Source organism: Streptomyces tsukubensis (assembly GCF_003932715.1).
GTDB lineage: Bacteria > Actinomycetota > Actinomycetes > Streptomycetales > Streptomycetaceae > Streptomyces > Streptomyces tsukubensis.
The window spans coordinates 2,482,377-2,507,990 of sequence record NZ_CP020700.1 but is presented as its reverse complement, the minus strand read 5'-3'; the positions used below and the strand labels follow the sequence as shown (position 1 = coordinate 2,507,990).

Annotated in this window: 22 protein-coding genes; 7 read left to right on the top strand and 15 right to left on the bottom strand. The window is 72.2% G+C overall.

The window, feature by feature from the left end:
• Positions 1–240 precede the first annotated feature (240 nt).
• From B7R87_RS09475 to B7R87_RS09445, 7 genes are all read right to left on the bottom strand, one after another.
• Positions 241–1,230 carry an N-acetylglucosamine kinase gene (locus tag B7R87_RS09475; RefSeq protein ID WP_006349263.1) on the bottom strand — a complete coding sequence of 330 codons (990 nt, stop codon included), beginning with the start codon at positions 1,228–1,230 and terminating at the stop codon, positions 241–243.
• Positions 1,221–2,486, bottom strand: coding sequence for a 6-phospho-beta-glucosidase (locus B7R87_RS09470; protein WP_006349264.1), 1,266 nt, complete (start codon positions 2,484–2,486; stop codon positions 1,221–1,223). The genes B7R87_RS09475 and B7R87_RS09470 overlap by 10 nt, the downstream gene beginning before the upstream one ends.
• A gap of 7 nt (positions 2,487–2,493) precedes the next feature.
• Positions 2,494–3,372: a carbohydrate ABC transporter permease gene (locus tag B7R87_RS09465; RefSeq protein WP_006349265.1), complete on the bottom strand. Its 879-nt coding sequence runs from the start codon at positions 3,370–3,372 to the stop codon at positions 2,494–2,496.
• 1 nt (position 3,373) lies between these two features.
• Complete coding sequence (locus B7R87_RS09460; protein WP_006349266.1) at positions 3,374–4,315, bottom strand: carbohydrate ABC transporter permease; 942 nt, start codon at positions 4,313–4,315, stop codon at positions 3,374–3,376.
• 17 nt (positions 4,316–4,332) lie between these two features.
• Positions 4,333–5,706 carry an ABC transporter substrate-binding protein gene (locus tag B7R87_RS09455; RefSeq protein ID WP_006349267.1) on the bottom strand — a complete coding sequence of 458 codons (1,374 nt, stop codon included), beginning with the start codon at positions 5,704–5,706 and terminating at the stop codon, positions 4,333–4,335.
• 134 nt (positions 5,707–5,840) lie between these two features.
• Positions 5,841–7,004 (bottom strand): ROK family transcriptional regulator, encoded by a 1,164-nt coding sequence (locus tag B7R87_RS09450; RefSeq protein WP_045853081.1) that lies wholly within the window; start codon positions 7,002–7,004, stop codon positions 5,841–5,843.
• Between the two features lie 293 nt (positions 7,005–7,297).
• Positions 7,298–8,416, bottom strand: coding sequence for a mechanosensitive ion channel family protein (locus B7R87_RS09445; protein WP_006349269.1), 1,119 nt, complete (start codon positions 8,414–8,416; stop codon positions 7,298–7,300).
• A gap of 295 nt (positions 8,417–8,711) precedes the next feature.
• On the opposite strand from B7R87_RS09445, the gene B7R87_RS09440 reads away from it, so the two are divergent.
• Positions 8,712–9,248: an HNH endonuclease gene (locus B7R87_RS09440; RefSeq protein ID WP_006349270.1), complete on the top strand. Its 537-nt coding sequence runs from the start codon at positions 8,712–8,714 to the stop codon at positions 9,246–9,248.
• A gap of 102 nt (positions 9,249–9,350) precedes the next feature.
• On the opposite strand, the gene B7R87_RS09435 is transcribed toward B7R87_RS09440, so the two are convergent.
• A complete protein-coding gene (locus B7R87_RS09435; protein ID WP_233168795.1) occupies positions 9,351–12,467 on the bottom strand; it encodes a beta-N-acetylglucosaminidase domain-containing protein in 3,117 nt (1,038 codons plus the stop codon).
• A gap of 333 nt (positions 12,468–12,800) precedes the next feature.
• Here B7R87_RS09435 and B7R87_RS09430 point away from each other — a divergent pair, with 333 nt between their 5' ends.
• Positions 12,801–13,070 carry a hypothetical protein gene (locus B7R87_RS09430; protein ID WP_040916309.1) on the top strand — a complete coding sequence of 90 codons (270 nt, stop codon included), beginning with the start codon at positions 12,801–12,803 and terminating at the stop codon, positions 13,068–13,070.
• Positions 13,071–13,150: 80 nt separating this feature from the next.
• Positions 13,151–13,396 (top strand): hypothetical protein, encoded by a 246-nt coding sequence (locus tag B7R87_RS09425; protein ID WP_006349274.1) that lies wholly within the window; start codon positions 13,151–13,153, stop codon positions 13,394–13,396.
• A 95-nt stretch (positions 13,397–13,491) separates the two neighbouring features.
• On the opposite strand, the gene B7R87_RS09420 is transcribed toward B7R87_RS09425, so the two are convergent.
• Positions 13,492–14,016, bottom strand: coding sequence for a MarR family winged helix-turn-helix transcriptional regulator (locus tag B7R87_RS09420; protein WP_006349275.1), 525 nt, complete (start codon positions 14,014–14,016; stop codon positions 13,492–13,494).
• Between the two features lie 136 nt (positions 14,017–14,152).
• On the opposite strand from B7R87_RS09420, the gene B7R87_RS09415 reads away from it, so the two are divergent.
• Entirely contained in the window at positions 14,153–15,142 is a 990-nt protein-coding gene (locus B7R87_RS09415) for an EamA family transporter (RefSeq protein ID WP_006349276.1), read from the top strand.
• A 26-nt stretch (positions 15,143–15,168) separates the two neighbouring features.
• On the opposite strand, the gene B7R87_RS09410 is transcribed toward B7R87_RS09415, so the two are convergent.
• From B7R87_RS09410 to pepN, 5 genes are all read right to left on the bottom strand, one after another.
• Entirely contained in the window at positions 15,169–15,852 is a 684-nt protein-coding gene (locus B7R87_RS09410) for a GTP-binding protein (RefSeq protein WP_006349277.1), read from the bottom strand.
• Positions 15,833–16,189 carry a DUF742 domain-containing protein gene (locus B7R87_RS09405; RefSeq protein ID WP_006349278.1) on the bottom strand — a complete coding sequence of 119 codons (357 nt, stop codon included), beginning with the start codon at positions 16,187–16,189 and terminating at the stop codon, positions 15,833–15,835. Before B7R87_RS09405 ends, B7R87_RS09410 begins: the two co-directional genes overlap by 20 nt.
• Positions 16,186–16,599 (bottom strand): roadblock/LC7 domain-containing protein, encoded by a 414-nt coding sequence (locus B7R87_RS09400; protein ID WP_040916308.1) that lies wholly within the window; start codon positions 16,597–16,599, stop codon positions 16,186–16,188. The genes B7R87_RS09405 and B7R87_RS09400 overlap by 4 nt, the downstream gene beginning before the upstream one ends.
• A complete protein-coding gene (locus B7R87_RS09395; RefSeq protein WP_006349280.1) occupies positions 16,596–18,161 on the bottom strand; it encodes a sensor histidine kinase in 1,566 nt (521 codons plus the stop codon). The genes B7R87_RS09400 and B7R87_RS09395 overlap by 4 nt, the downstream gene beginning before the upstream one ends.
• Positions 18,162–18,938: 777 nt before the next feature.
• Positions 18,939–21,518 carry an aminopeptidase N gene (gene pepN / locus B7R87_RS09390; protein ID WP_130584608.1) on the bottom strand — a complete coding sequence of 860 codons (2,580 nt, stop codon included), beginning with the start codon at positions 21,516–21,518 and terminating at the stop codon, positions 18,939–18,941.
• Positions 21,519–21,695: 177 nt separating this feature from the next.
• On the opposite strand from pepN, the gene B7R87_RS09385 reads away from it, so the two are divergent.
• Both B7R87_RS09385 and B7R87_RS09380 read left to right on the top strand, forming a co-directional pair.
• Entirely contained in the window at positions 21,696–22,232 is a 537-nt protein-coding gene (locus B7R87_RS09385) for a DUF1203 domain-containing protein (RefSeq protein ID WP_006349282.1), read from the top strand.
• Positions 22,233–22,436: 204 nt separating this feature from the next.
• Positions 22,437–23,639: an MFS transporter gene (locus B7R87_RS09380; RefSeq protein ID WP_130584607.1), complete on the top strand. Its 1,203-nt coding sequence runs from the start codon at positions 22,437–22,439 to the stop codon at positions 23,637–23,639.
• Between the two features lie 242 nt (positions 23,640–23,881).
• Here B7R87_RS09380 and B7R87_RS09375 read toward each other — a convergent pair whose 3' ends face one another.
• Entirely contained in the window at positions 23,882–24,916 is a 1,035-nt protein-coding gene (locus B7R87_RS09375) for an aspartate-semialdehyde dehydrogenase (protein ID WP_006349284.1), read from the bottom strand.
• 184 nt (positions 24,917–25,100) lie between these two features.
• On the opposite strand from B7R87_RS09375, the gene B7R87_RS09370 reads away from it, so the two are divergent.
• Positions 25,101–25,613, top strand: coding sequence for an RNA polymerase sigma factor (locus tag B7R87_RS09370; protein ID WP_006349285.1), 513 nt, complete (start codon positions 25,101–25,103; stop codon positions 25,611–25,613).
• Position 25,614: the final 1 nt, after the last annotated feature.

The following is a 25,614-nucleotide window of genomic DNA, read 5'->3' as shown; positions in this document are numbered from 1 at the left end:
GCCCATCGGACGCCGAACCGGCCGGACGGCCTGCCCGCCGCCCCCGGCGCCGTATCTCATCGTGAATACGCTCGCGGTCCGCCCCCGGTTCCCTCCCCCCGGCCCCGGAACGGGAAATGGCGACACCACGCCAACGGTGTTTCACCCCGTACTCCCCGGGGGCCGCAACCCTGCCACCGGCCGGACGCCGGGGACGTACACCAGGGGTCCCGGGAAGCTCCCGGGACCCCAGGGCGCTCCTCACACCCCGTAATGCCCGCGGATCCGCGCCCCCGCCTCCGGCGGCGCCCCCACCCCGTCGAGCCCCAGCAGGACCGCACCGAGCACCGGCGGCGCCGTCAGCCAGCGCAGCCCCGCCTTCGGCGCCCTCACCGCCAGCGACTCGGCGATCCGGGCCTCCAGTTCGGGGTGCCGGGCCGCGAGCACGCTCCCGCCCAGCACCACCGGCACCTCGTCGTCCAGCAGCCCCAGCCGCTCCAGCGTCACCGCGGCCATCGTGACGACCTCGTCCGCGAGCCGCTGGACCAGCCCCATGGCCACCGGGTCCCCCTGCGCACTGGTGGCGAAGAGGACCGGGGTCAGCTCGTGCACCCGCGCGTACGGAATCGTCCGCCGGTGCAGCGCTTCGATCAGCGCGGCCATCGAGCCGAGCCCGAAGTGCTCCGGCAGTGTCCGGGCCAGGGCCGTGTGCATGCCCCTGCCGTCCTCCGCGCGGGCGGCGTTCCACAGGGACTCCTCGGCGAGACCGAGCCCCCCGCCCCAGTCGCCGGAGATCTTGCCGATGGCGGGGAAGCGGGCGGTCCGCCCGTCCGGGAGCATGCCGACGCAGTTGATGCCCGCGCCGCAGACGACCGCGACGCCCCGCGGCTCGTCCACCGCGGCGCGCAGCAGCGCGAACGTATCGTTGCGCACCACCGTCGTACGCCCCCAGCCCCGGGCGTGCAGCGCTGCCGTCAGCTCCTCTTCCTCCACCGGCAGATCGGCGTTGGCGAGACATGCCGAGACGTGCTCGACCCGGTCGACGGGCCGGCCCGCCGTGGCCGCGGCCTCCCGCGCCGCCGCCACGGTGCCCGCCAACGCCTCCACGGCGGCGACGACGCCGACCTTCGGAGGCTGGAAGCCCACCGCAGCCCGGGCCGATCCGAGCACCGAACCGTCCGCTCCGACGAAGACGGCGTCGGTCTTGCTGTTGCCCGCGTCGATCGCGAGGACCGCTGCGGTCACGCCCACGCCAGATGCTCCCGGTTGTGCGCGATCAGCTTGTCGGTGAGCTGCTCGGCGTAGGTGTACTGGCCGATCAGCGGGTGCGCGAGCAGGGCCCGGAACACCCGCTCCCGGCCGCCGCGCAGCGCCGCGTCCAGCGCGAGGTCCTCGTACGCCGTCACGTTCGCGATCAGCCCCGCGTACAGCGGATCGACCCGCGGCACCGGCAGCGGCGCTGCCCCCTTGGCCCCGACAGCGGCCTGGACCTCGACGACCGCGTCGTCCGGCAGGAAGGGCAGCGTCCCGTTGTTGGTGGTGTTGACGACCTGGTACGGGCTGCCCGCGCCGCCCAGCAGGGCCGCGGCCAGATCGACCGCCGCCTCCGAGTAGTAGGCGCCGCCGCGCTTGGCGAGCAGTTCCGGCTTGGTGTCCAGCGAGGGATCCCCGTACATCGTCAGCAGCTGCCGTTCCATCTCGGCGACCTCGGCGGCCCGGGACGGCTTGGTCCGCAGCTCCTCGACGACCTCGTCGTGGGCGTAGAAGTAGCGCAGATAGTACGAGGGGACCGTGCCGAGCCGGTCCAGCAGCGCCCGCGGCAGCCGCAGATCGCCGGCGATCGCCTCGCCGTGGGCGGCGATCAGCTCCGGCAGCCGGTCCTCGCCGTCGGGACCGCCGATCCGGACCCCGGTCTCCCAGGTCAGATGGTTGAGCCCGATATGGTCGAGATGGACCTCTGAAGGCGTGACGTCCAGCAGTTTCGCGAACTTGCGCTGGAATCCGATGGCGACGTTGCAGAGCCCGACGGCCTTGTGCCCGGCCGTCAGCAGCGCCCGGGTGACGATCCCCACGGGATTGGTGAAGTCGATGATCCACGCGTCCGGGTTGGCGCGGCGGACCCGCTCCGCGATGTCGAGGACGACGGGTACCGTGCGCAGCGCCTTCGCCAGTCCGCCCGCGCCCGTGGTCTCCTGGCCGACGCAGCCGCACTCCAGCGGCCAGGTCTCGTCCTGGAGCCGGGCCTCCTGCCCGCCGATCCGCAGCTGGAGCAGGACGGCGTCGGCGCCTTCGACGCCCGCGTCCAGATCCGCGGTGGTGGTGATCCGTCCGCCGTGTCCCTGCTTGGCGAAGATCCGCCGGGCCAGTCCGCCCACCAGCTCCAGACGGTCCGCCGCCGGGTCGACGAGGACCAGTTCGCTGATCGGGAGCGTGTCCCGCAGCCGGGCGAATCCGTCGATCAGCTCCGGTGTATAGGTGGATCCGCCACCCACGACTGCCAGTTTCATACGTTTCCTAGCCCTTCACTCCGGTCAGTGTGACTCCCTCGACGAACGCCCGCTGGGCGAAGAAGAAGACGAGGATCACGGGTGCCATGACCAGCACGGTTGCGGCCATGGTCAGATTCCAGTCGGTATGGTGTGCGCCCTTGAACGATTCGAGGCCGTAGCTGAGCGTCCAGGCGGCCGGGTTCTCGGAGGCGTAGATCTGGGGGCCGAAGTAGTCGTTCCAGGCGTAGAAGAACTGGAACAGCGCGACGGCGGCGATACCGGGCTTCGCCATCGGCAGGACCACCTTGAGCAGGGTCCGCACCTCCCCGCAGCCGTCGACCCGTGCCGCGTCCAGATACTCGTCGGGGACGGTCAGCAGGAACTGCCGCAGCAGGAAGACGGAGAAGGCGTCACCGAACGCCATCGGGACGATCAGCGGCCACAGAGTGCCCGCCAGGTCCATTTCCTTCGCCCAGAACAGATACATCGGAATGATGATCACCTGTGGTGGCAGCATCATCATGGAGATCACCAGCATCATCGCGAGCCGCCGTCCGCGGAAGCGGAACTTGGCCAGTGCGTAGGCCACCGGGATCGACGACACCACGGTCAGTACGGTGCCCAGCCCGGCGTAGAGCAGGGTGTTGCGCCACCAGGTGAGGAAGCCGGGTGTGTCGAGGACCCGGGTGTAGTTCTCCCACTGCCAGGTGCGCGGGACCAGGTCCCGGGTCAGTGCCTGCTGGTCGCTCATCAGAGAGGTCAGCAGGACGAAGACGAACGGCAGGACGAAGAAGAGCGCGGCGGCGACGGCGAGTGCGTGGACGCCTATCCAGTGGAGTACGGCACGGCGCCGGGCCGCGCGGGCGGCGGTTGTGGGCCGGCCGCCCCGGTGAGTGGCTGCCATCTCAGTCACCCGGCCCGATCAGTCCGCTGCTGCGGCGCATCAGCACGACGGTGAAGAGCATCGACAGCGCGAACAGGACGAGCGCGACGACGGCAGCCGAACCGTAGTCGAAGCGCTGGAAGCCGATGTCGTAGACGAGCTGGGGGAGGGTGAGGGTGGACTTCTCGGGATAGCCGGGCTCGAACTGCTGCCCGCTGCCGCCGATGATCCCGGACGCGACCTTCCCGGCCACCAGCGGCTGCGTGTAGTACTGCATCGTCTGGATGACCCCGGTGACCACGGCGAACAGCACGATCGGGGAGATATGCGGCAGGGTGATGTGGCGGAACCGGCCGAAGGCCGAGGCGCCGTCCAGTTCGGCCGCCTCGTACTGCTCCTTTGGTACGTCCAGCAGCGCCGCCATGAAGATCACCATCAGATCGCCGATGCCCCAGAGCGCCAGCGCGGTGAGCGCGGGCCGGGACCAGTCGGGGTCGGTGAACCAGCCGGGGGCGGGCAGGCCCAGGGACTCCAGAACGGAATTCACCGGACCCGTACCGGGGTTGAGCAGAAAGACGAAAGCCAGTGTCGCGGCGACCGGCGGGGCGAGATACGGCAGATAGAAGAGGGTACGGAACACTCCGCCGCCGCTCTTTATCCGGATCACCAGCAGTCCGATGCCCAGCCCGAACACCACCCGGCAGCCGACCATGACGACGACCAGCCAGAGCGTGTTCCGCAGTGCGGGCCAGAACAGCCGGTATTCGGTGAAGACATAGGTCCAGTTCTCCACTCCGTTGGGGACGGGCGGGCGGAATCCGTCGTACTTCATAAAGGAGAAGTAGACGGTCGAGACCAGCGGATAGGCGAAGAACAGCCCGAAGCCGATGAGCCAGGGCGACAGGAAGGCGACGGTGCGGAGCGCCGATCTGCGGCGCTTCGAGCGCAGGGTGTAGGTGGTCATCCGGGCCCGGTCCGCCGCTACTTCTGCTTCTCGATGTCGACGTCGATCTGCCGGGCCGTTTCGGCCAGACCGGCCTGCAGATCCTTCACCTTCCCGGATTCGTAGCGGTAGCCGAGGTCCTGGAAGGTGACCTGGTAGGCGCCGCCGTCGACCTGCGCGGGCGTGGTGCTCGACTTCGGGTGCTTCGCTATGTCGACGAACGTCCTGAACCTCGGGTCGAAGCGGAGATCGGGGGATTCCAGGGCCTCGACGGTGGAGGGGATATTGCGGATCCCGTTGGCGAAGGCGACCACCGCGGCGGTGTCCGTGGTCATGTACTTCACCAGTTCCCAGGCCGCGTTCTGCTTTTTGCTGGTGGCCGCGATACCCATGATCGTGCCGGAGAGGTAGCCCATTCCGTAGTCGGCGGCCAGTTCGTCGGCGACCGGCAGCGGAGCCGTACCGATCTCGAAGTCGACACCGGCGTCCTCGGCCATGCCGAGCCGCCATTCGCCGTCGAGCTGCATGGCGACACGGCCGGTGTGGAAGGGGTGTTCGGCGCCCCATTCGTCGCCGAAGGTATTCCGGTACTTCTCCAGTTTCGCGAATCCGCCGAGGGAGTCCACCAGCCGCTTCTGGAAGGTCATCATCTTCGCGAAGGCCGGGTCCTTGGCGACGTTCGACTTTCCGTTGGCGTCGAAGTACGTCGGGGACCACTGGGCCGCGTAGTGCATCGACGTGGTCTCGTAGCCGTGGTAGTTCGGCATGAAGCCCAGTTGCTCGTAGCCGTCGCCGCGGTGGCGGGTGAGCTTCTTCGCGATCTGCTCGAACTCGCTCCAGGTCTTCGGCGGCGCGGTGATCCCGGCCTTCTTGAAGGCGTCCTTGTTGTAGTAGAGGCCGTAGGCGTCGTTGAGCAGCGGCAGGGCGCACTGGTTGCCGTCGAACCGGGTGTAGTCGAGGAGCGGCTGGTGAAACACCTTCGCCGCGTCGATCTCCGCCTTCTTCAGAAACGGACCGAGGTCGACGAGGGCGCCGGTGTCGCAGAACTTCCCGACGCTGTCGGTGGTGAAGGACGCGATCACGTCCGGCGCCTGGGAGCCGCCCGCCCGCAGCGCCTGCTGGATCTTCGCGTCCGTCATGTTCTTGACGGTCTTCACCGTGATGTTGGGGTGTCTGTCCTCGAAGCGCTTCACGTTGTCCTCGATGGCCTTGACCTCGGCGGGTGCCGACCAGCCGTGCCAGAGGGTGAGGGTGGTCTTGGCCCGGGGGTCGTCATCCGCCGCGGAGTCGTTCGATCCGGTACAGCCCGCGGTGAGCAGGGCCAGGGCTGCGGCGACGGCGAGGAGGGTGGCGCCCCGGCTGCGAGGGGTGTTGTGAGGGGAGTGGCTGGTGGTGTTGTCCGTACGGAACATGGCGAGGTCTCCTTGGGGCGGTCGGCCTGAACAAGGGGGGTCGGGCTGTCCGTGGGGAGAGGGGGAGGGGGTACGGAGACGAGGGCGGACGGGTTCGGTGGGCTTCTGCGGGCTTTGGCGGGCTTTGGCGGGCTTCAGCGGGCCGAGGTGTCGAAGACGTCGTCGCGGGTGGCCGCCAGCGCGCTCTCCAGCGCCCCGCGCAGCACGGGCCGTTCGGGTACGGCGGTCATGACCAGCTTCGGCCGGGGCGCGGCCAGCTCGGTCAGCTCCGCCTGGACCCGGGCGCGCAGCGGTTCGCCGCCGGAGGTGATGGCCTCGCCCGCCAGGACGACCAGTTCCGGGTCGAGGACGGCGACGACGGAGGCGAGACCGGTGGCCAGGGCGGTCGCGTAGGTCTCCAGCAGGGCACGGTACGGGCCGTCCTCCGCCGCGCCCGCACGTGCCACCAACTGGGGCGCGACCTCGGTGTAGTGGCCGCTGCCGACGGGTGGGACACCGAGCTTGCGCGCCAGTTTCGGCAGCTCCTGTGCACCGGCCAGCTCCTGGAAGCCGCCGCTGTTGGCCCGGGTGACCTGCCGGATCAGGGGGGTGCCGGGAACCGGGAGGAAGCCGACCTCTCCCGCCCCGCCGGTGAATCCGCGGTGCAGCCTCCCGCCGATGACCACGGCGCCGCCGAGGCCCTCCTCGTTCCACAGCAGGACGAAGTCGTTGTGGCCGCGGGCCGCGCCCAGCCGCTGTTCGGCGACCGCGACGAGATTGACGTCGTTCTCCAGCTCGAAGGGCATGGGCAGTGCGGCGGCCAGTTCGTCGAGCAGGGTCGTGGAGTGCCAGCCGGGCAGATGGGAGGCGTACCGCAGCTGTCCGGTGGACGGGTCGAAGGCGCCCGGGGTGCCGATGACCAGCCGGTGGATGCCGGAGAGGGCCAGCCCGGCGGCTCCGGCGGCGGTGTCGAGGGCTTCCGTGACCTGCTGTACGGCCCCGGCCGCCCGGACGCGGCCGGTCGCCAGCTCGTACTCGCCGACGACCGTGCCGGTGAGGTCGGCGACGGCGGCCCGGATGCGCCGCGGGGACACGTCGAGCCCGGCGGCGAAGCCGGCGCGCGGATTGACCGTGTAGAGCTGTGCGCCGGGGCCGGGGCGGCCCGCGGTGGTGCCGGTGGCGACGACGAGCCCCGCCGCTTCTAGGCGTACCAGCAACTGCGACGCCGTGGGCTTGGACAGCCCCGTCAGCTTGCCGATCCTGCTCCGGGACAGGGGGCCGTGCTCCAGGAGCAGCCCGAGCGCGGCGCGGTCGTTCATGGCCCGCAGGACCCGTGGGGTGCCCGGGGTGCCGGGGACGCCCGAGGTCGTTCCGGTCACAGCGGCACACCTGCCCTTCAACAACGGCAATCGACACGACACGACTGTTAGGAAACTTTCCTAATCGCGGTCGAAGGTATGACGGACCGGGGCGGGCGTCAATGGTGTGTACGGAGACGGCGGCCGGTCACGGGGTACGGGACGGCGGCACCGTCCGCGCCGGACATGCGGCAGGGGCGGACCCCCGGAGGAGTCCGCCCCTGCTGTCGCGCCCGTACGGTCCGTACCGTCCGTTACTTCTGGAGGTTCGGGGAAGCCTGCGGTATCGGCGCCGTGGCCAGCGACTGCGGGGAGGTCGGGCTCGCCAGCGCGGACGGCGCCGCCATCGAAGCCGAAGGATCCGCCGAGGCGGCCTCCGTCTCCGGTGCCGGGATCCCGCCGACGATCCGGATGCCCGCGGCGTCGAACGCCCGCTTGATGCGCCAGCGCAGCTCGCGCTCCACCGAGAGCGCCTTGCCGGGCATGGTCCGGCCCGCGACCCGGATCGTCATGGAGTCCAGCAGCACCTCGGTCAGACCGAGCGTCTCCACCGGGCCCCAGAGCTGCTCGTTCCACGGCTCGGACTTCGCCAGCTCGTCCGCGACCCCGCCGATCACCGAACGCACCCGGTCCATGTCCTCGGTCGGCCGGACCGTGGCGTCGACGGTGGCGGTCGCCCAGCCCTGGCTGAGGTTGCCGATCCGCTTGATCTCCCCGTTGCGGACGTACCAGATCTCGCCGTCGTCGCCGCGCAGCTTGGTCACCCGCAGACCGACCTCGACGACCTCGCCGGTCGCCACGCCCGCATCGACGGTGTCCCCGACGCCGTACTGATCCTCCATGATCATGAAGACGCCGGAGAGGAAGTCGGTCACGAGATTGCGGGCGCCGAAGCCGATCGCCACGCCCGCGACTCCGGCGGAGGCCAGCAGCGGCGCGAGGTTGATCTTGAAGGCGCCGAGGATCATCAGTCCTGCCGTGCCCAGGATCAGGAACGACGAGATCGAACGCAGGACGGAGCCGATGGCCTCCGAGCGCTGCCGCCGCCGCTCCGCGTTGACCAGGAGTCCGCCGAGGGCGGTGCCCTCCACGGCCTGGGCGGAACGGTTCATCCGCTCTATCAGCTTGGTCAGCGCCCGGCGCACCAGCATCCGCAGCACCAGCGCGACCACCAGGATCAGCACGATCCGGAGTCCGGTGTTCAGCCAGGTGGACCAGTTCTCCTCCACCCACCCGGCCGCGTTCCCGGCCTTCTCGGCCGCCTCGTCGAAGGTGACGGGGGCGGCGGGGGCGTCGGAAGGCGACTCGGACGGTGACGGTGTCCCCGCCGAGCGGGGCACGGCGAGGGCGATCGACGACCAGAAGCCGGTCACGGGGGGAACCTCCAGGCATGGCGTACAGCAGATCAACCACCCTAACGGCGGCATCCGGGCCGACCCCCTCCTCGCACGGCGGGAGAGACCAGACTCACCCGGCGGCCCGGGAATCGCAGCCGGAACGGCGCCGGGAACGTCCATCCGCCGCGCCGGTGGGGCTGGTGGTGTGGTTGAAAACACTTCGAGCCCGTTACCGCTACGTAGTGGCGTACCGACCTGCACTGAGGAGAAACTAAAAGCAGATCGTCCCGGCGCGAGCCACGCGTCGCCGGCGTACAAGGAGGCATCAACCGTGCCGCATGTCCTGGTCCTCAATGCGTCGTACGAGCCGCTCGGCGTCGTACCGCTCCGCCGCGCGCTCGTCCTCGTCCTGGAGAACAAGGCCCTCTGCCTGGAGGAGTCCGGCGCCTTTCTGCACAGCGCGACCCGTGTGATCGCAGCACCGAGCGTCGTCCGCCTGAAGCGGTTCGTCCGGGTCCCCTACCGGGGGCCCGTTCCACTGACCCGCAAGGCCCTCTTCGCCCGTGACGGCGGGCGCTGTATGTACTGCGGTGGCGTCGCAACCAGCGTCGACCACGTCATCCCGCGAAGCCGCGGTGGCAAGCACGTCTGGGACAACGTCGTCGCCGCGTGCCGTCGCTGCAACCATGTCAAGGCCGACCGCCATCTGCGCGAGCTGGGCTGGCGGCTGACGCATCAGCCCGCCCCGCCGAGCGGACTGGCCTGGCGGATCATCGGTACGGGACACCGGGATCCGCGCTGGCTGCCGTATCTGCAACCGTACGGCGCGGAGGATGCAATGGCTCGGATCGACGGCGTTTCCGCCTGAGAACCGGAGCCATTTTTCGTTCCCCGGGCACGCGGGCCCGGGGGTGCTCTGCCGTGCTCGGGCCGGTCCGGCCGTTCCGGCCCCAGGGGTCCGATTCCGGTTTCAGGGGCGGAGTCCGCCCGCCCGCCCCGTATCCGGTTCCGTGCCGGGGCCCGCTTCGGGGCGCGGCCCTCCGTCCCCCGCGACCGTCTCCTCAGCCTCCTCAGCCTTCTCGGCTTTCCCGCCCTTCTCCGCGGCCACCGCATACGCCTCGACCGTGAAGAGCGAATAGCCGAAGCGGGTGGCCCGCCGATCGCCCTGGACCCGGAGGAAACGGGTGCCGGGCGCGTCCATCCGGACCGTTTCGGTGCCGCCGCGGCCCTCACCAACCGTCGCCGCCGTCCGCCATGTCCGGCCGTCGGCGGAGACCTGGATCCGGTAGCCCGCGGCGTGGGCGTCCTGCCAGTGCAGGACGACCTTGCCCAGACGTACGGCCTCCGGCAGCTCGGCCTGCCACCACGCGCCGTCCTCGTACCGCGACGACCAGCGGGTCCGCGGATCGCCGTCGACCGCCGCCGCGGCGGGGAAAGCGGGCGTCTCGTCGCCGGACGAGGACGCGACGGCACCCGTACCGGCCAGCAGACCGGGGCCGCCGGTCCGGGGGTAGGCGCGGACCGTCAGGGTCTGCTCCGTACCCGCGAAGGAGAGCGTGACGGGGTACGGCCCCGAGGGCGCGCCCGCCGGAACGGTCACCTCCACGGGCACCGTCAGCGCCCGGCCGCGCGGGACCGTGACCCGCGCGGGCGCCTTCACCGCGATACCGGGCGGCGCCTTCACCGTGAGGGTGCCCGTCACGTCCCGCGGCCGCAGCGGGCTGAGCCGCAGCCCCGCCCGGACCGGCGCACCGCCGATCTCGGCGTCCGCCGTCCGCTCGGTGAGGGCCACCCCGGCCGCCGGTTCGTCCGTGTACCAGGGCACCAGGGCCCGTACCGCGGTGCCCGGGCCGCCCCCGGCCACCCGCAGGGCCTCCACCGGCAGGCCGCCCACCGCCGACTGGGTCCAGCCGGTGGGCGACAGTACGCCGACCGCACGCCAGCCCTCGCCCGGAATCAGCGCCTCCAGCCGGCCCGGGGCCGTCCCCGGCGCTCCGGGGACCGTCATCGCCGTCACCGATGCCACGGGCCGCGCCCGCTCCAGACGGACCACGCCCTCGCCGTCGGGGCGCGGGCTCCTGGCCGCCCCCGTCCAGGCCGCCGCGTCCGCGGCCACCCGGTCGAGGAACGGCTCCAGCACGCCCTTGCCGACCACCGCCCGGCCCTTCGCCGGATCCGTACGGAGCGGCTCCAGCGCCAGCGACGCCCGCCAGGCCGCCGTCCCGTCGCCGCGGGCCTGGGCCCGGAGCAGGTCGACGGCCAGTTCGCCCGCCTGCCCGTAGCGCGCCAGCTGGTCCAGCCACGGACGTATCTCGTCGTCCAGCCGGCCGCCGTCGGTGTCCGCCAGCCCCTCCGGCGCCCGGCGCATCTCCGTGAACCGGGCCCGCAGCGCATCCGCCGCCCGGTCCAGGGCCGCCGGGGCCGTACCGGCGGCCAGGGCGTCACGGAAGGCGTCGAGGTACGGGCGGAGATAGCCCGACTCGGTGTCCTCCAGGACCGACGAGGCGTGGTTCCCGGCGAGCACCCCGAGCGCCTCGCGGGCCGCCCGGTCGCCGTCCGCCAGTTCGTCCAGCGCCGCCCGCCACGACTCCCCGGGCCGGTAGCCCTTGGGGTTCCAGGCGTAGTCCGCGGCCGTGAACAGCGGGATGCGGGACGCCGACGCCTGCTCCATCGCATTGGCCAGCAGCGCGGCCGAACCGGCCGCGACCGCGGGCTCCCGGCCGGCGTAGGGGCCGAGGAAGAGACGGTTCTGCGCGTAGTCGTTGACGGGGTAGTTGTCCATCGTCACCAGGGGGTGCCCGAAGGCCTCGCGGGCCCCGGCCACCTGCCGCCCGGTGATCGTCCGCGGTACGACGCCGACCCCGGTCCACGCCACCTGCACGCGCTGGTCCAGTTCTGCGGCGAGCGCCCGCCGGTAGGCCGTCTCGCCCTCCTGGTAGAACTCCGTCGGCAGCAGGGACAGCGGCTCGGCGCCGGGGTGGCGCTCCGCCAGATGCCGGGCCACCGCACCCGCGACCCTCGCCTGGGCGCGCGCCGCCGCCCCGGGGCCGCGGCCGAAGGTCTCCGCGTCCTCTTCGCAGTGCCACTCGCTGTAGCTGACGTCCTGGAACTGGAGCTGGAAGGCGCGCACGCCGAGCGCCCACATGGCGTCGATCTTCCGGTTCAGCGCCCGGACGTCCGCCGCGTCGGACAGACACATCCGCTGCCCCGGCGAGACCGCCCAGGCCAGGACGGTGTGGTTGCGCCGGGCCCGGTCCGCGAGCTCGCGGAACTCCGTACGCCGTTCCGCCGGATACGGGTCGCGCCAGCGGGCCTGCCGGAAGGGGTCGTCCCCGGGGGCGTACAGATAGCGGTTCTGCTTGGTGCGGCCCATGAAGTCGAGCTGGGCCAGCCGCTGTTCATGGCTCCAGGGGCGGCCGTAGAAGCCCTCGGTGGTTCCGCGCACGGCCGTACCGGGCCAGTCGCGGACGGCGACACCGGCGATTTCGGACGGCCGTACGGTCCGCGCCGCCGCACCCTTGTCTTTGTCCGCCGCTGTACCGCCCCGGACCAGCTGCCGCAGGGTCTGGACCCCGTGGAAGAGCCCGTCAGGTCCGGTGCCGTCCACGGCCACCGTGCCGCGGCCGCCGAGCGCACCGGCCGCCAGCCGGTAGCCGCCGGACGGCAGATCACCCTGACCGGCCATGCCCAGGGCCCGCAGCGCCTCCACGGCGCCGGGACCGCCGAGGTGCACGACGGGGCCGCGTCCGGGAAGCGTCGTGTAGAGGGTGCCGACCCCGGCGTCGCGCAGCAGGCGATGGGCGGTCTCCACGGCGTACGGATCGGCGTCCGGGCCCGCCACCACGGTCGCCTCGGTGCCCAGGGCCACGGCCGGGCCCAGTGGTTTGAGCGACTGGGGCCGGGGCCATACCGGCGGTACGGAGCCGTCGTTGCGGCCCTCCGGACCTGCCGGGGTACGCGGAACGGTGCCGGGCGCGCCGGGCGCGGCGACCGCGGTCTGGGCGCCGCCGAGGAGCCCGCCCAGCACCGCGACGGCGACCGCCGCGGCCGTACCCCTGCCGGGACGCCTCCCCTGCGCCAACCGCACGCCGACTCCTCTCCCCGCCGGATCCCCTCCGGACCGTTCCGGCCGTATCCCGGCTCGTTTCGGTCCGGTTCCGTTCCTTTCGGAACTATGAGGAGGCGATCCGTTGATCACCTCAAGGTCTCCGAACGGTAACGAGCCCATCACCCGCCGCCCGGGAGTGTCAATGCGCCTGGGAGATCTGCGGCTTATGCGGCCTGTGAGACATGAGGGAAAGTCTCCATCGGCCCGATTTCCGGGGCGGGCGGGACAACCGGTGCGGTTGGTGCGGATGGTGACGGCGTCATGGGGTAGGCGCGCCGAGGACCGCGTACCGCCTTCCGAGGAGTGATGTCGATGACCGCGCCCGCCGCACACCTGCTGCTCTCCGCACTCACCGAGTGCGCGGAGCCCGCCGGCCCCGTCGCGTCCGCCGCCTCCGCCGGGTGGGCGGTGCCGGGGTCGGTGCCGGGTGCCGAGGCCGTCCCGGGGCCGCTCACCAGCGAACCCCCGCTGTTCGGCCCTGCGCCCCTGACCAGCGAGCCGCCGCTCGTCGACATCCCGCCCCTGACGAGCGAACCCACCGCCCATGCGACCGCCGGAGGGGACTGCGCCCGCGAGTGGTGAAGGGCGTGCGGGGGAGCGCCGGACCCCCGTACGGCACCCCGGGCGCGCGGCCCCGGGGGCGGTTCGCTACTTTGGGGACCGTGGACAAGAAGAACGCTCTGCGCACCGGCACCGTCGTGACCGGTACGACGCTGATGATGCTGCTCCTGTCGTCGCCCGCGCTGGCGCTGACCCGGGACGACGGCGACGACCCGGGCTCCGGCCTGAGCGTGGTCGAGACGCTGGGCCTGTTCGTGGTCGCGCCACTGGCGATCTTCCTGGCCATCACCGCCGCGGTGATGGTCCTCGACAAGTCGACGGACCGGCCGAAGCGACAGCGGGGCTGACCGCCCACCACCTCATGCTTCACCGAAGCGGCCCGGAGGCCTGACGCCTCCGGGCCGCTTCGCCGTACCCGTACGGCGAGGGCGCGCACCGGTCCCTATGCCGCCATGAGCTTGCGCAGCAGCGCCCCCAACTGCTCCGCCTCCGCCGGGTCGAGCGCCGCTTCCACCGCCTCGCGCTGAAGCGCCAGCCCGGCCCCCACCGCCTGGTCGACGATGTCCAGGCCCTCGGCCGTCAGGCTCACCCGCAGCCCGCGCCGGTCGTTCGGATCGGGGCTGCGGGCCAGCAGCCCCGCCTTCTCCAGCTTGTCGAGCCGGCCCGTCATCCCACCGGTCGTGAGCATCAGCGTCGCCGAGAGTTCGCGCGGCGAGAGGGTGTACGGCATCCCCGAGCGGCGCAGGGTCGCCAGCACGTCGAACTCGCCCCGGCTGATCCCGAACCGCCCGTACTCCTTCTCCGTCCGGTCGCCCATCGTGCGCGCGATCCGGTAGATGCGCCCGAAGACGGCCATGGGCGTCGTCTGCAGATCGGGCCGGACCGCCGCCCACTGGTCGGTGATCGCGTCGACGGCGTCGTGCTGCGGGGCGGGGGCCTTGGCGGGGGCGGTTCTGCGGAGGGTCATGGAAGCAGTATCGGCCGAAGGTCGGTTCATCTCAAGTAAGTGACTTACAAGAAACCCTCTTGCGTCTGAGTAGCTCACGGGTAAGCTACTTCCCATCGAGCTACTCGGACCACCCGCCGCTCCAGAGAGGCCCGCCATGAACCGCGCCGCCGTCATCGCCCTCACCGCGCTCGCCCCGATCTCCTGGGGCTCCACCTATGCCGTCACCACGGAGTTCCTCCCGGCCGACCGCCCGCTGTTCACGGGCATGATGAGGGCGCTGCCCGCCGGACTGCTGATCCTGGCGCTGACCCGGGTCAGACCACGCGGCGACTGGTGGTGGAAGGCGGCGGTCCTCGGCACGCTCAACATCGGGGCGTTCTTCCCGCTGCTCTTCCTCGCCGCCTACCGGCTGCCCGGCGGCGTGGCCGCCGTCACCGGCTCCGTCGGCCCGATGTTCGTGATCGGACTCTCGGCCCTGCTGCTCGGGGACAAGCCGTCGACGCGCGCGATGCTCGCGGCGATCGCCGCGGCCTTCGGGGTGAGCATGGTGGTCCTGCAGGCGGGCGCCGTGCTGGACGCCGTGGGCGTCATCGCCGGAATCGCCTCGTCCGCGTCCATGGCCGCGGGCACGGTACTGACCAAGCGCTGGGGCCGCCCCGAGGGCGTGGGCCCCCTGGTGATGACGGGCTGGCAGCTCACCGCGGGCGGACTCCTGATCACCCCGATCGCCTTCGCGGTGGAGGGCGCCCCGCCCGCCCTGGACGGCACCAACATCGCCGGCTACGCCTATCTCGCCCTGGTCAACACGGCGGTGGCCTACTGGCTCTGGTTCCGCGGCATCGGCCGCCTCTCCGCCACCTCGGTGACCCTGCTGGGCCCGCTCTCCCCGATCACGGCGGCCGTCGTCGGCTGGGCGGCCCTGTCCCAGTCCCTGACGGCCCTCCAGATCGCGGGCATGGCATTGGCGTTCGCGGCCACCCTGGCGGGCCAGTGGCAGCCGCGCCCCAGGACCGTACCGGCCCCCGTTCCCGCGGTGACCCCCGGCCCGGTCCCGGTCCCGGTCGCGGGCCCCGTCCCGGAACCGTCCGCGGGCCGCACCCGCGAGCCCGTACCCGCCCTCCGTAAGGAAGACGCCGCCGTCTGAGGGCGCCGCCTTCCGGAACTCCGCCGCTAAGGCGTCGACGACTCCGTCGCCAGGGCCAGCCGTTGCAGATAGCGCATCAGCGTCATCAGCACATCGCGGCCCGAGCGGCGGAGGCGGGCGTCGCAGTCGACGATGGGGACCGCGTCCGGGAGGTCGAGGGCGGCGCGGATCTCCTCGACCGGGTACACCGGGGCGTCGGAGAAGGAGTTCACGGCCACCACGAACGGCACCCGGCGCTCCTCCAGGCGGCCGATCACGTCGAAGCTGACCTCCAGCCGCCGGGTGTCGACCAGGACCACCGCGCCCAGCGCCCCTTCGAAGAGGCCCCGCCACAGGAACCAGAAACGCTGCTGGCCGGGGGTGCCGAAGAGATAGAGGACGAGTTCGGCGTTGATGCTGATCCGGCCGAAGTCCATCGCCACCGTGGTGGCGGTCTTCCGTTCCACGCCCTCGATGTCGTCGACCCCGACCCCGGCCTGGGTCATGGTCTCCTCGGTGGTCAGCGGACGGATCTCGCTGACCGCGCCGACCAGGGTCGTCTTCCCGACGCCGAAGCCGCCGACGATGACGATCTTCACGGCGGCGGTCGTGGTGTCCGGGAGCACGTCTTCGGTACGCGGCCCGGTCGGCCGGTCCAGTGCCGCACCGGACTCGCTCGCGGTCCCCGCGCGGACGCCGCCGGCGGCTTCGTCAGAGCTGCTGTAGTCCATCAATCACTGCCTCAATCAGAGCGCGGTCGGGGAGGGGCGCACGCTGGACCGGTGCCCGGGCGGCGACCTGTTCGTCGACGAGGAGATCGCCGAGCAGCACGGTCACCACGCTCACCGGAAAGCTCAGATAGGCGGAGATCTCCGCCACCGAGAGCGGTGAGCTGCACAGCCGGACGATGGCGGCCTGTTCCGGAGGCATCCCGTGCCGGGGGCCCGAGGTGGCCACGATCAGGGTGACCAGGTCGAGCGTGGCCGGGACCTGTGAGCCGTTGCGGCCGCCGGTGATGACGTATAGCCGTTCCGGACTGCTGCCCTCCCAGTCTCCCGGTCGGCTCACGCGGACTGCCGATCCTGTCGCGGCGGTGCGCTCAGGTGCTCCCCGATGCGCAGCACCAGATCCCGCATCCGCTGGCCCATCAGACCGGCGTCGACGCCCTCTTCGGCCAGGACGGCGAGGAAGGCGCCCGCGCCGGCGGCCATCAGATAGAAGAAGCCGCCGTTCATCTCGATGACGACGAGATGCATCCGGCCGTCACTGCCCGGGAGTTCGGAGGCGACCGCGCCCGCCAGGCTCTGGAGGCCCGCACAGGCGGCGGCCAGCCGGTCCGCGGTGTCGGGGTCGGAGCCGTGCTGGGCGATGCGCAGCCCGTCCGCCGAGAGCACGACGACGTTCCTGGTCTGCGGTACGCCCTCGGCCAGGTCCTTGAGCATCCAGTCCATGTTGGTCCGGTACTGCTGCTGCATCATGGCTGCGTACTCCCCTTGTTCGTCTGAGGGTCTTCGCCGGCGAGGCCGCTCTGGAACGCCGCGAGCCAGATTCCGGGCTGGACGGGGGGCGCCTCCTCCGGGGTTTCGGACTGCTGGGCCTGCCGGGCCTGTCGGGGCTGCTGGGCCTGCTCGGGCCGCCGCGGCTCGGGTGGTGCCGTGACCGGGACCACGAGGTCGTAGGCGGGGGCCTTGCGCCGTCGCTGCGGCAGGCCGTTCGGCGTGCGTTCGGTCACCACCGGCACGTCGTCGTCGTAGGCGGAGGCCGGCAGCGACGGTGCCGGAAGTGCCGCGGCGGTGGGGCCGGTGACCCTGCGCGGCTCCCCGCCGTTCCGCCGTGCCCGGTCGGCCGCGTCCGGAGCCGGGGATCCGGCCGCGGCGGGATGGGGCCGCGGACCGGACGCGATGCCGATGCCGTGGGCCAGGCCCGTCGCCGCCTTGGCGCTCGTGATCAGCTTCTTCGGCACGATCAGTACGGCGCGCACACCGCCGTACGCGGAGGAGCGCAGCGATACCTGGAAGCCGTACGCCTGGGAGAGGCGGCCGACGACCGCGAGGCCCAGACGCGGGGTCTCGCCGAGGTCGTTGAGGTCGATGCCCTCCTGCGCGGCCTTCAGCATCCGCTCGGCGCGCAGCCGGGCCTCCTCGCTCATGGAGACGCCGCCGTCCTCGATCTCGACGGCGATGCCCGAGTTGACGTCCACGGCGGTGAGATGGACCCGGGTCTGCGGCGGCGAGTAGCGGGTGGCGTTGTCCAGGAGCTCCGCGAGGGCGTGGATGAGCGGTTCGACGGCGGGGCCGACGACGGCGACCTCGGAGACCGAGTGGAGATCGACGCGCTGGTAGTCGAGGATCCGCGACATCGCCCCGCGCAGCACGCTGTAGAGCGGTACGGCCCGGCTCCACTGGCGGCCCGGACGGGCACCGCCGAGCACGGCGATGGAGTCCGCGAGCCGGCCGACGAGCGCGGTGGCGTGGTCGATCCGGAGCAGATCGCCGAAGACCGCGGGGTCGTTGCCGTGCCGGTCCTCCATCTCCCGCAGCTCCTGGGCCTGCTGATGGATGATCGCCTGGACCCGGCGGGCGATGTTGACGAAGGCGCGCTGGGCCGATTCGCGGAGGTCCTCCTCGGCGCTGACGGCGTCGACGACGGCGGTCAGGACGGACAGGTACTCCGGCGGCAGGTCGATGCCCGGCATCAGGTCCTCGGGGAACTCGCCCCGCTGGAGCCGGGCCAGGAGGTCGGGCAGCAGTTCACCGACGAGGCGTGCGGCGGCCTCCTGGTTGCGGGCGATCACCGCGTCCCGCTCCGCGAGCCGGGCGGTCAGCCTGCGGACCTCGCGGGTCCGGCGTACGGCCGCATACGCGGCGACCGCGACGGCGGCGACCGCGCACGCGCCGATCCAGATCACGGCGGAACGGGCGGACACGGACACCAGGGACGCGGCGGTGACTGCGGCAGCGGCGGTGACGACGACGGGCACGAGCCACACGAAGCCGGCTGCGCTCCGCGGACTTCCGGTCGACGGTTTCTGTCGGACCATCTGCACCCTCAAACCATCGGAACGGGAATGATCATAGGACGACGGTCCGGAAGCATATCCCTGTCCGCTTACGGCTCGTGACTCTAGGTCAATGATTGGCGCGATGTGTACGTTGCGAATCGGCCAGGGCTCCGCGGCCTGCACAGTGGACAATCGAGCGACTGTTTTCGGCCATTGTGCGAATGGTCGGCGGCCGGTCGGGCGGGGGCCGGTCCGCGGGGGCGCCGCCGGGGCGCCCGGGGCTCGGACGGAATCCGCCGAGCGGCGCGATTCTCCCCTCGCTGACCTGGTGTTCGACCGGTTCCGGACGGCTCGGACCCGTTCCGGGCGGGGGAGTTGGACGCCGGTGGGCGGCTGAATCAAGGGTTCGGGACCGGGCTCCGGGTCTGTTCGAGTCCGCTGAGCGGTACCCGGCCGTCCGGGGCGTGCGCCCGCGCGGAGATTCCTTCCCCGGTGGTGCTCCGCGGCGCCCGGCCGCGGGGCTGCCGCGGCCCGCTCCGCCCGGCCCGATCATCGGGCCCGTACACACAAGTCCTCTACCGGCCAACCGGCAACCGCGGTCGGAAGGGCGATTCCGGGGGCGCAGCGGAGCCGTACAGCTCATGATCGACAGGGATTCGGCCGCCTCTGCCTTGCCGCGGTCATATCCCGCTGTCCCGCCCTGTTACTGCTGGTCACGACGGTGGGCCCGGTACGGAGACGATCCGTACCGGGCCCACGACCACCGCACCGCGCCGGGGCGCGGCCGGGCCGGTCGGTCCGGCGGAGCAGGGGGCGTCAGCCCCGCGCTGCCGCCGCCTCGTCGGCCGACTGTGCCCGCAGCGCCCGCTCGACGCCCGCGCGGGACTCCGAGATCAGCCGCCGCAGGGCCGCGTTCGGCTCGGCCCGCTCCAGCCAGGCGTCCGTCGCGTCGAGCGTCGCCCGCTCCACCTGGAGCGACGGGTACAGCCCGATGGCGACCTGCTGGGCCATCTCGTGGCTGCGGGACTCCCACACGCCCTTGACCGCGGCGAAGAACTTCTCCGTGTACGGCGCGAGCAGCTCGCGCTGGTCGGTCTGGACGAAGCCCCCGATCACCGCCTCCTGCATGGCGTTCGGCAGATCGTCGCGCTCCACGACCGACGCCCACGCCTCGGCCTTGGCCTCCGCCGTCGGCCGTGCGGCCCGGGCGGTCGCCGCGTGCCGCTCGCCCGCGGCCGTCCGGTCCCGCTCGTACTCGGCGTCGATCGCTGCCTCGTCGATCCGGCCGGTCGCGGCCAGCCGCTCCACGAACGCCCACCGCAGCTCGGTGTCGACCACGAGGCCCTCGACGGAGGCGTTGCCGTCCAGCAGCCCGGCGAGCAGTTCGAGCTGACCGTCCGTACGGGCCGCCGCGGCGAACGCGCGGGCCCACGCCAGCTGGTGGTCGCTGCCCGGCTCCGCGGCCCGCAGGCGGGTCAGCGCCTCCCCGGCCCAGGTCCCCAGCAGCGCCTCGCGCGACGCGGGCGCCGCGTACAGGTCGATCGCCAGCTTCACCTGGCGGTGCAGCGACTGCACCACACCGATGTCGGTCTCCTTGGCGATACCGGAGAGCACCAGCGCGACGTAGTCCCGGGTCGGCAGCTCGCCGTCCCGGGTCATGTCCCAGGCCGAGGCCCAGCACAGCGCCCGCGGCAGGGACTCGGAGAAATCGCCCAGATGTGCCGTGACGACCTTCAGGGACGCCTCGTCCAGCCGGACCTTGGCATACGACAGGTCGTCGTCGTTGAGCAGGATCACCGCGGGCCGCAGGGTGCCCTCCGGCAGCGGTACGGCGGTCAGCTCGCCGTCCACGTCCAGCTCGATGCGCTCGCGGCGGACCAGCTTGCCCGCGTCGCCGAGGTCGTAGAAGCCGATCGCGATCCGGTGCGGCCGCAGCACCGGCTCGCCCTTCGCCCCGGCGGGCAGCGCCGGAGCCTCCTGCCGTACCGCGAAGGAGGTGATCACGCCGTCGGCGCCGGACTCCACCTCCGGGCGGAGCACGTTGATACCGGCCGTCTCCAGCCACTTCTGCGACCAGGTCCGCAGATCGCGCCCCGACGTCTTCTCCAGCGCGCCCAGCAGGTCGCTCAGCCGGGTGTTGCCGAAGGCGTGCGCCTTGAAGTACGACTGCACACCGGTGAAGAACGCGTCCTCGCCGACGTACGCCACCAACTGCTTCAGCACCGAGGCGCCCTTGGCGTAGGTGATCCCGTCGAAGTTGACCAGGACGTCGTCCAGATCCCGGATCTCCGCCATGATCGGGTGCGTCGACGGCAGCTGGTCCTGGCGGTACGCCCAGGTCTTCATGGAGTTCGCGAACGTGGTCCACGAGTGCGGCCAGCGCGAGCCGGGCGCCGCGGCCTGGCAGGCGATGGACGTGTAGGTGGCGAACGACTCGTTCAGCCAGAGGTCGTTCCACCACTCCATGGTGACGAGATCGCCGAACCACATATGGGCCAGCTCGTGCAGAATCGTCTCGGCACGGACCTCGTACGCCGCGTCCGTCACCTTCGACCGGAAGACGTACTGGTCGCGGATGGTCACCGCGCCCGCGTTCTCCATCGCGCCCGCGTTGAACTCCGGCACGAAGAGCTGGTCGTACTTGGCGAAGGGGTACGCGTAGTCGAACTTCTCCTGGAACCAGTCGAAGCCCTGCCGGGTGACCTCGAAGATCGCGTCCGAGTCCAGGAACTCCGCCAGCGACGGACGGCAGTAGATGCCCAGCGGAACCGACTGCCCGTCCTTCTCGTAGGTGCTGTGCACCGAGTGGTACGGGCCGGCGATCAGGGCCGTGATGTACGTCGAGATCCGCGGCGTGGGCTCGAACCGCCACACGTTGTCGGCCGGCTCCGGCGTCGGGGAGTTCGAGATGACCGTCCAGCCCTCCGGGGCCTTCACGGTGAACTGGAACGTCGCCTTCAGATCCGGCTGCTCGAAGTTGGCGAAGACCCGGCGGGCGTCCGGCACCTCGAACTGGGTGTACAGATACGCCTGCTGGTCCACCGGGTCCACGAAGCGGTGCAGGCCCTCACCGGTGTTCGTGTACGAGCAGTCCGCGACGACCGTCAGCTCGTTCGCGCCCTCGTGGAGGTGGTTCAGCTCGATCCGCGCGTCCCGGAACACGGCCGCGACGTCGAGCCGCTTCCCGTTCAGGACGACCTCGTGCACGGCGGGGGCCACCAGGTCGATGAACGAGTGCGCGTTCGCCTCGGCACAGTCGAAGCGCACGGTCGTCACGGACCGGTAGATGCCGCCCTCCTGGGCGCCGCTGAGGTCGAGGTCGATCTCGTACGCGTGGGTCGTGAGCAGGCGCGCCCGCTGCTGCGCCTCCTCGCGGGTCAGATTCGTGCCAGGCACGCGGTGTCTCCTCGGTTATGTGGTGTTTGCGGCCATCCTTCCATGGGGTCCCCGCCGACCGCCTTCGAGTACTCCCCGCGTGCGCCGCGCGCTCCGCCCCGGCGGGCGTACCGCTCGCCGGAGCGCGACGTCCGATATCCGCCGGAAACCCGGGGCACGGCAGGCCAGGCTGGGCCCATGACCACCACAGACACCGCGGGGGCCCCGGCCGTGGCGGCCCGCCGCCACCGGCCGCTGCCCATCGAACCGGCCGTCCTCACCCTGCTCCGCACCACCGACGACGCCGGACGGCCCTGCCTGCCGTACACCGACGACGAGGGCGGCGCCCCGCTCCGCTGCTGCCTGCGCAGAAGCCGTCCGGGCGAGTCCATCGCCCTCGTCTCGTACGCCCCGCTGCGCCGCTGGGCCGCCGAGTCCGGGGCCGACCCGGGCGCATACGACGAACAGGGCCCGGTCTTCGTCCACGCCGAGGAGTGCGGCGGCCCGCCCGCCGCAGGCCCGGACCTCCCCTTCGTCCACGCGGGCGCCCTGCGGGTACTGCGCCGCTACGACGCCAAGGGCCGGATCAGGGGCGGCCGGCTGCTGGAGCTGACCGACGCACCGGACGGAGGCTTCGAGCAGGCCCTGGAGGAGGCGTTCGCGGACCCGGCGGTCGCCCTGGTGCATATCAGGGCGGCGGAATACGGCTGCTTCCTCTTCGAACTGCGCCGCTAACCGGACCTGACCGCCCCCGGGCCCTTTGCGGCAGGTCCGGACGGACGGGCGGCCCCGGCACGGCATACCACCTGGCCCGCCGGGCACCTTCCGGTTCCGTACCCGGGGGCGGTCGCGCGACGGTGCCCGGGCGCCCGGACCGGGACACGAAGGGATCGGCCAACCGCCGTTGTTCCGCACAGCCGACCGGCGAAGGCTTGGGGCATGACCCCCCACCTGACCCGAGGGGCGCCGCCGAGACCGCCGCGCACCCTCCACGACCGGGCCGCGGTGCTCGCCGTAGCCGCCGCCACCTTCACCGTCGTCACCAGCGAGATGCTGCCCGTCGGACTGCTCAGCCCGATGAGCGGCGACCTCGGCGTCTCGGAGGGCACCGCGGGCCTCGCGATCACCCTCCCCGGCCTCGTCGCCGCCTTCGCCGCCCCCCTGTTACCCGCGATCGCCGGCCGTGCCGACCGGCGGCGCGTCCTGACCTGGCTGCTTCTGCTGCTCGCCCTCGCCAACGCGGTCGCCGCCCTCGCCCCCCGGTTCGGCGTCCTGCTCGCGGCCCGGATCGCCGTCGGGCTGGCCATCGGCGGCGTCTGGGCCATCGCCGCCGGGCTCGCCCACCGGCTGGTGCCCCCGGCCGCCGCCGGACGTGCCACCGCCGTCGTCTTCGGCGGCATCGCCCTCGCATCCGTCCTCGGCATACCCGTGGGCGCCCTCATCGGCCACCTCACCTGCTGGGAGTGGGGCTTCGCGGCCGTCGCCGCACTCGCCCTCGCCGTGGCCGGAGCACTCCGCCTGCTGCTGCCGCCGCTGCCCCCGGAACGGGCCGTGCACCCCCGGGAGACGGCCGCCCTGACCCGGATGCCCGCCGTCCGTACCGGACTCGTCGTCGTCGCACTCATGGTGACCGGGCACTTCACCGCGTACACCTATGTCAGGCCGGTCCTCGAAGGCGTCGACGGAGTGCCCGCCGGGGCGATCGGCGGACTGCTGCTGCTCTACGGCCTCGCCGGGGTGGCGGGGAACTTCCTCGGCGGCGCCGCGGCCGCCCGCTCGCCGCGCCGCGCCCTGCTCACGGTCTCCGCCGCCCTCGCCGCCGTCGTACCACTGCTCGGTCTCACCGGGTCGAGCGCCGCGCTCTCCATGGTGCTGCTGGTGCTGTGGGGACTGGCGTACGGGGGGCTCTCGGTCTCCGCACAGAACTGGATGCTCGTGGCGGCGCCCGGGGCGCGGGAGGCGGTTTCCGGTCTCTGCGCGGGCGTCTTCAACGCGTCGATCGCCCTGGGCGCGGCGGGCGGCGGCGCGGCGATGGACCGCTGGTCCACCGCGGCGGCGCTGCTGCTCGCGGGCGCCCTGGCACTGCTGGCCGCGCTCACCCTGGCGGGCTCGCGGCGGATCCCGGCGGCGGGGCTCTCCTAGCCCGGGCGCGGGACCGGGACCGGGTCGGCCCGAGCGCGGTGCTGTGGCGTTGCCCGGAGCCCGGGCGCAGGACCGGGACCGGGCCGGGCCCGAGCGGGGTGCTGTGGCGTTGCCCGAGTCCGCCGAGGTCGGCCCGGGACCGAACACGCGACCGGGCCCCGGCTCGACAAACCGGGGCCCGGTCGGGGGCCGGGGCACAGATCCGGGTCCGGGGCGCGCGAGGCGCCCCGGACCGTACGCGGCTACCGTCCCGCGGACAGCTCGTCCGCGACCAGCTCCGCCAGCTGTACGGCGTTCAGCGCCGCGCCCTTGCGGAGGTTGTCGTTGGAGAGGAAGAGGGCCAGCCCGTGCTCGACGGTCTCGTCGGCCCGGATCCGGCCGACGTACGACGCGTCCTTGCCCGCGGCCTGGAGCGGGGTCGGGATGTCCGACAGCTCGACGCCCGGGGCGCCGGCCAGCAGCTCACGGGCCCGCTCCACGCTCAGCGGATGGTCGAAGCGGGCGTTGACCTGGAGGGAGTGGCCCGAGTAGACGGGGACCCGGACACAGGTGCCGGAGACCTTCAGCTCCGGCAGCTCCAGGATCTTCCGGGACTCGTTGCGCAGCTTCTGCTCCTCGTCGGTCTCGGCGGAGCCGTCGTCGACGAGGTTGCCCGCGAGCGGGACCACGTTGAAGGCGATGGGGCGCCGGTAGACCGCCGGCTCGGGGAAGGCGACCGCCGCACCGTCGTGGGTGAGGGCCGGGGCGCTCTCCGCCACCGCCTTGACCTGGCCGTCCAGCTCGGCCACCCCGGCCACGCCGGAGCCCGAAACGGCCTGGTAGGTGGTGGCGACCAGGGCGACCAGACCGGCCTCCTCCGACAGCGGCTTCAGCACCGGCATCGCGGCCATCGTGGTGCAGTTCGGGTTGGCGACGATGCCCTTGGGGCGGTTCCGGATCGCGTGCGGGTTGACCTCGGACACCACCAGCGGTACGTCCGGGTCCATCCGCCACGCGGAGGAGTTGTCGATCACCACGGCGCCCTGGCCCGCGACCTTCTCGGCCAGCGCCCGGGAGGTCGCGCCGCCCGCGGAGAAGAGGACGATGTCGAGGCCCGAGTAGTCCGCGGTGGAAGCGTCCTCGACGGTGATCTCCCGGCCTTCCCAGGTGATCGTCGACCCCGCCGACCGCGCCGAGGCGAACAGCCGCAGCTCGTCCGCCGGGAATTTCCGCTCGGCGAGGATCCTGCGCATGACTGTGCCGACCTGACCGGTGGCTCCGACGATACCGACCCTCACGGAAACTCCTTCGTACGTTCCTGGACTGCCGCTCCATGATGCGTGTGCCCACGGCCGACTTGTCCAGTCCATTGTCCAAGGGGCGGAATGTGTGACGCGCGGAACAGTATTTCTCCCTGCCACCCGCCGAACGATTCGGCCCGCTCCGGCGTCACAGGGGAAACGCGGGGATGGGGAGGAAGTCTTGGCGGTCGCGGACGGTGGAGTGGACCCGCTCGCCCCGGCGCAGGTCAGCCGGGTGAGCGCGGTGCTCGCGCTCGGCGGGGTGCCGCAGTCCGAGCTTCAGGACGGGGTGCAGCAGATCCGGCTGCGCCTGCTGGAGCGGCGGGCGAAGGGGGAGGATCCGCCGCGGGACGTGGGAGCCTGGGCCGCCGTCGTCGCCTCCAATCTGGCGGCGGACTGGCACCGCACCCGGGGGCGGCTGGAGCGCACCGCGGCCAGGCTGGCGGCGCTGAAGGTGTGGAACCCGGAGAGCCAGGGCGGCCAGGAGGCCCGACTGCTGGCGCTGACGGTCGCCGAGGGGCTGGACGCGCTCCCGGCGGTACAGCGGCAGGTGCTGGTACTGCGGTTCTACGCGGACCTCACCGTTCCGCAGATAGCGCTGGAACTGGGGGTACCCGAAGGGACGGTCAAAAGTCGGCTGCACACGGCGGCGAAGGCGATGCGGGAGCGGCTCCGTACGGACGAGGTGGTGTGAC

What these genes read in the sequence shown, in the direction of transcription:
- B7R87_RS09470 (WP_006349264.1), bottom strand. Translation starts at nt 2,486, where the DNA reads ATGAAACTGGCAGTCGTGGGTGGCGGATCCACCTATACACCGGAGCTG.
- B7R87_RS09465 (WP_006349265.1), bottom strand. Translation starts at nt 3,372, where the DNA reads ATGGCAGCCACTCACCGGGGCGGCCGGCCCACAACCGCCGCCCGCGCG.
- B7R87_RS09460 (WP_006349266.1), bottom strand. Translation starts at nt 4,315, where the DNA reads ATGACCACCTACACCCTGCGCTCGAAGCGCCGCAGATCGGCGCTCCGC.
- B7R87_RS09455 (WP_006349267.1), bottom strand. Translation starts at nt 5,706, where the DNA reads ATGTTCCGTACGGACAACACCACCAGCCACTCCCCTCACAACACCCCT.
- B7R87_RS09450 (WP_045853081.1), bottom strand. Translation starts at nt 7,004, where the DNA reads ATGAACGACCGCGCCGCGCTCGGGCTGCTCCTGGAGCACGGCCCCCTG.
- B7R87_RS09430 (WP_040916309.1), top strand. Translation starts at nt 12,801, where the DNA reads ATGACCGCGCCCGCCGCACACCTGCTGCTCTCCGCACTCACCGAGTGC.
- B7R87_RS09420 (WP_006349275.1), bottom strand. Translation starts at nt 14,016, where the DNA reads ATGACCCTCCGCAGAACCGCCCCCGCCAAGGCCCCCGCCCCGCAGCAC.
- B7R87_RS09415 (WP_006349276.1), top strand. Translation starts at nt 14,153, where the DNA reads ATGAACCGCGCCGCCGTCATCGCCCTCACCGCGCTCGCCCCGATCTCC.
- B7R87_RS09410 (WP_006349277.1), bottom strand. Translation starts at nt 15,852, where the DNA reads ATGGACTACAGCAGCTCTGACGAAGCCGCCGGCGGCGTCCGCGCGGGG.
- B7R87_RS09400 (WP_040916308.1), bottom strand. Translation starts at nt 16,599, where the DNA reads ATGATGCAGCAGCAGTACCGGACCAACATGGACTGGATGCTCAAGGAC.
- B7R87_RS09395 (WP_006349280.1), bottom strand. Translation starts at nt 18,161, where the DNA reads ATGGTCCGACAGAAACCGTCGACCGGAAGTCCGCGGAGCGCAGCCGGC.
- B7R87_RS09385 (WP_006349282.1), top strand. Translation starts at nt 21,696, where the DNA reads ATGACCACCACAGACACCGCGGGGGCCCCGGCCGTGGCGGCCCGCCGC.
- B7R87_RS09380 (WP_130584607.1), top strand. Translation starts at nt 22,437, where the DNA reads ATGACCCCCCACCTGACCCGAGGGGCGCCGCCGAGACCGCCGCGCACC.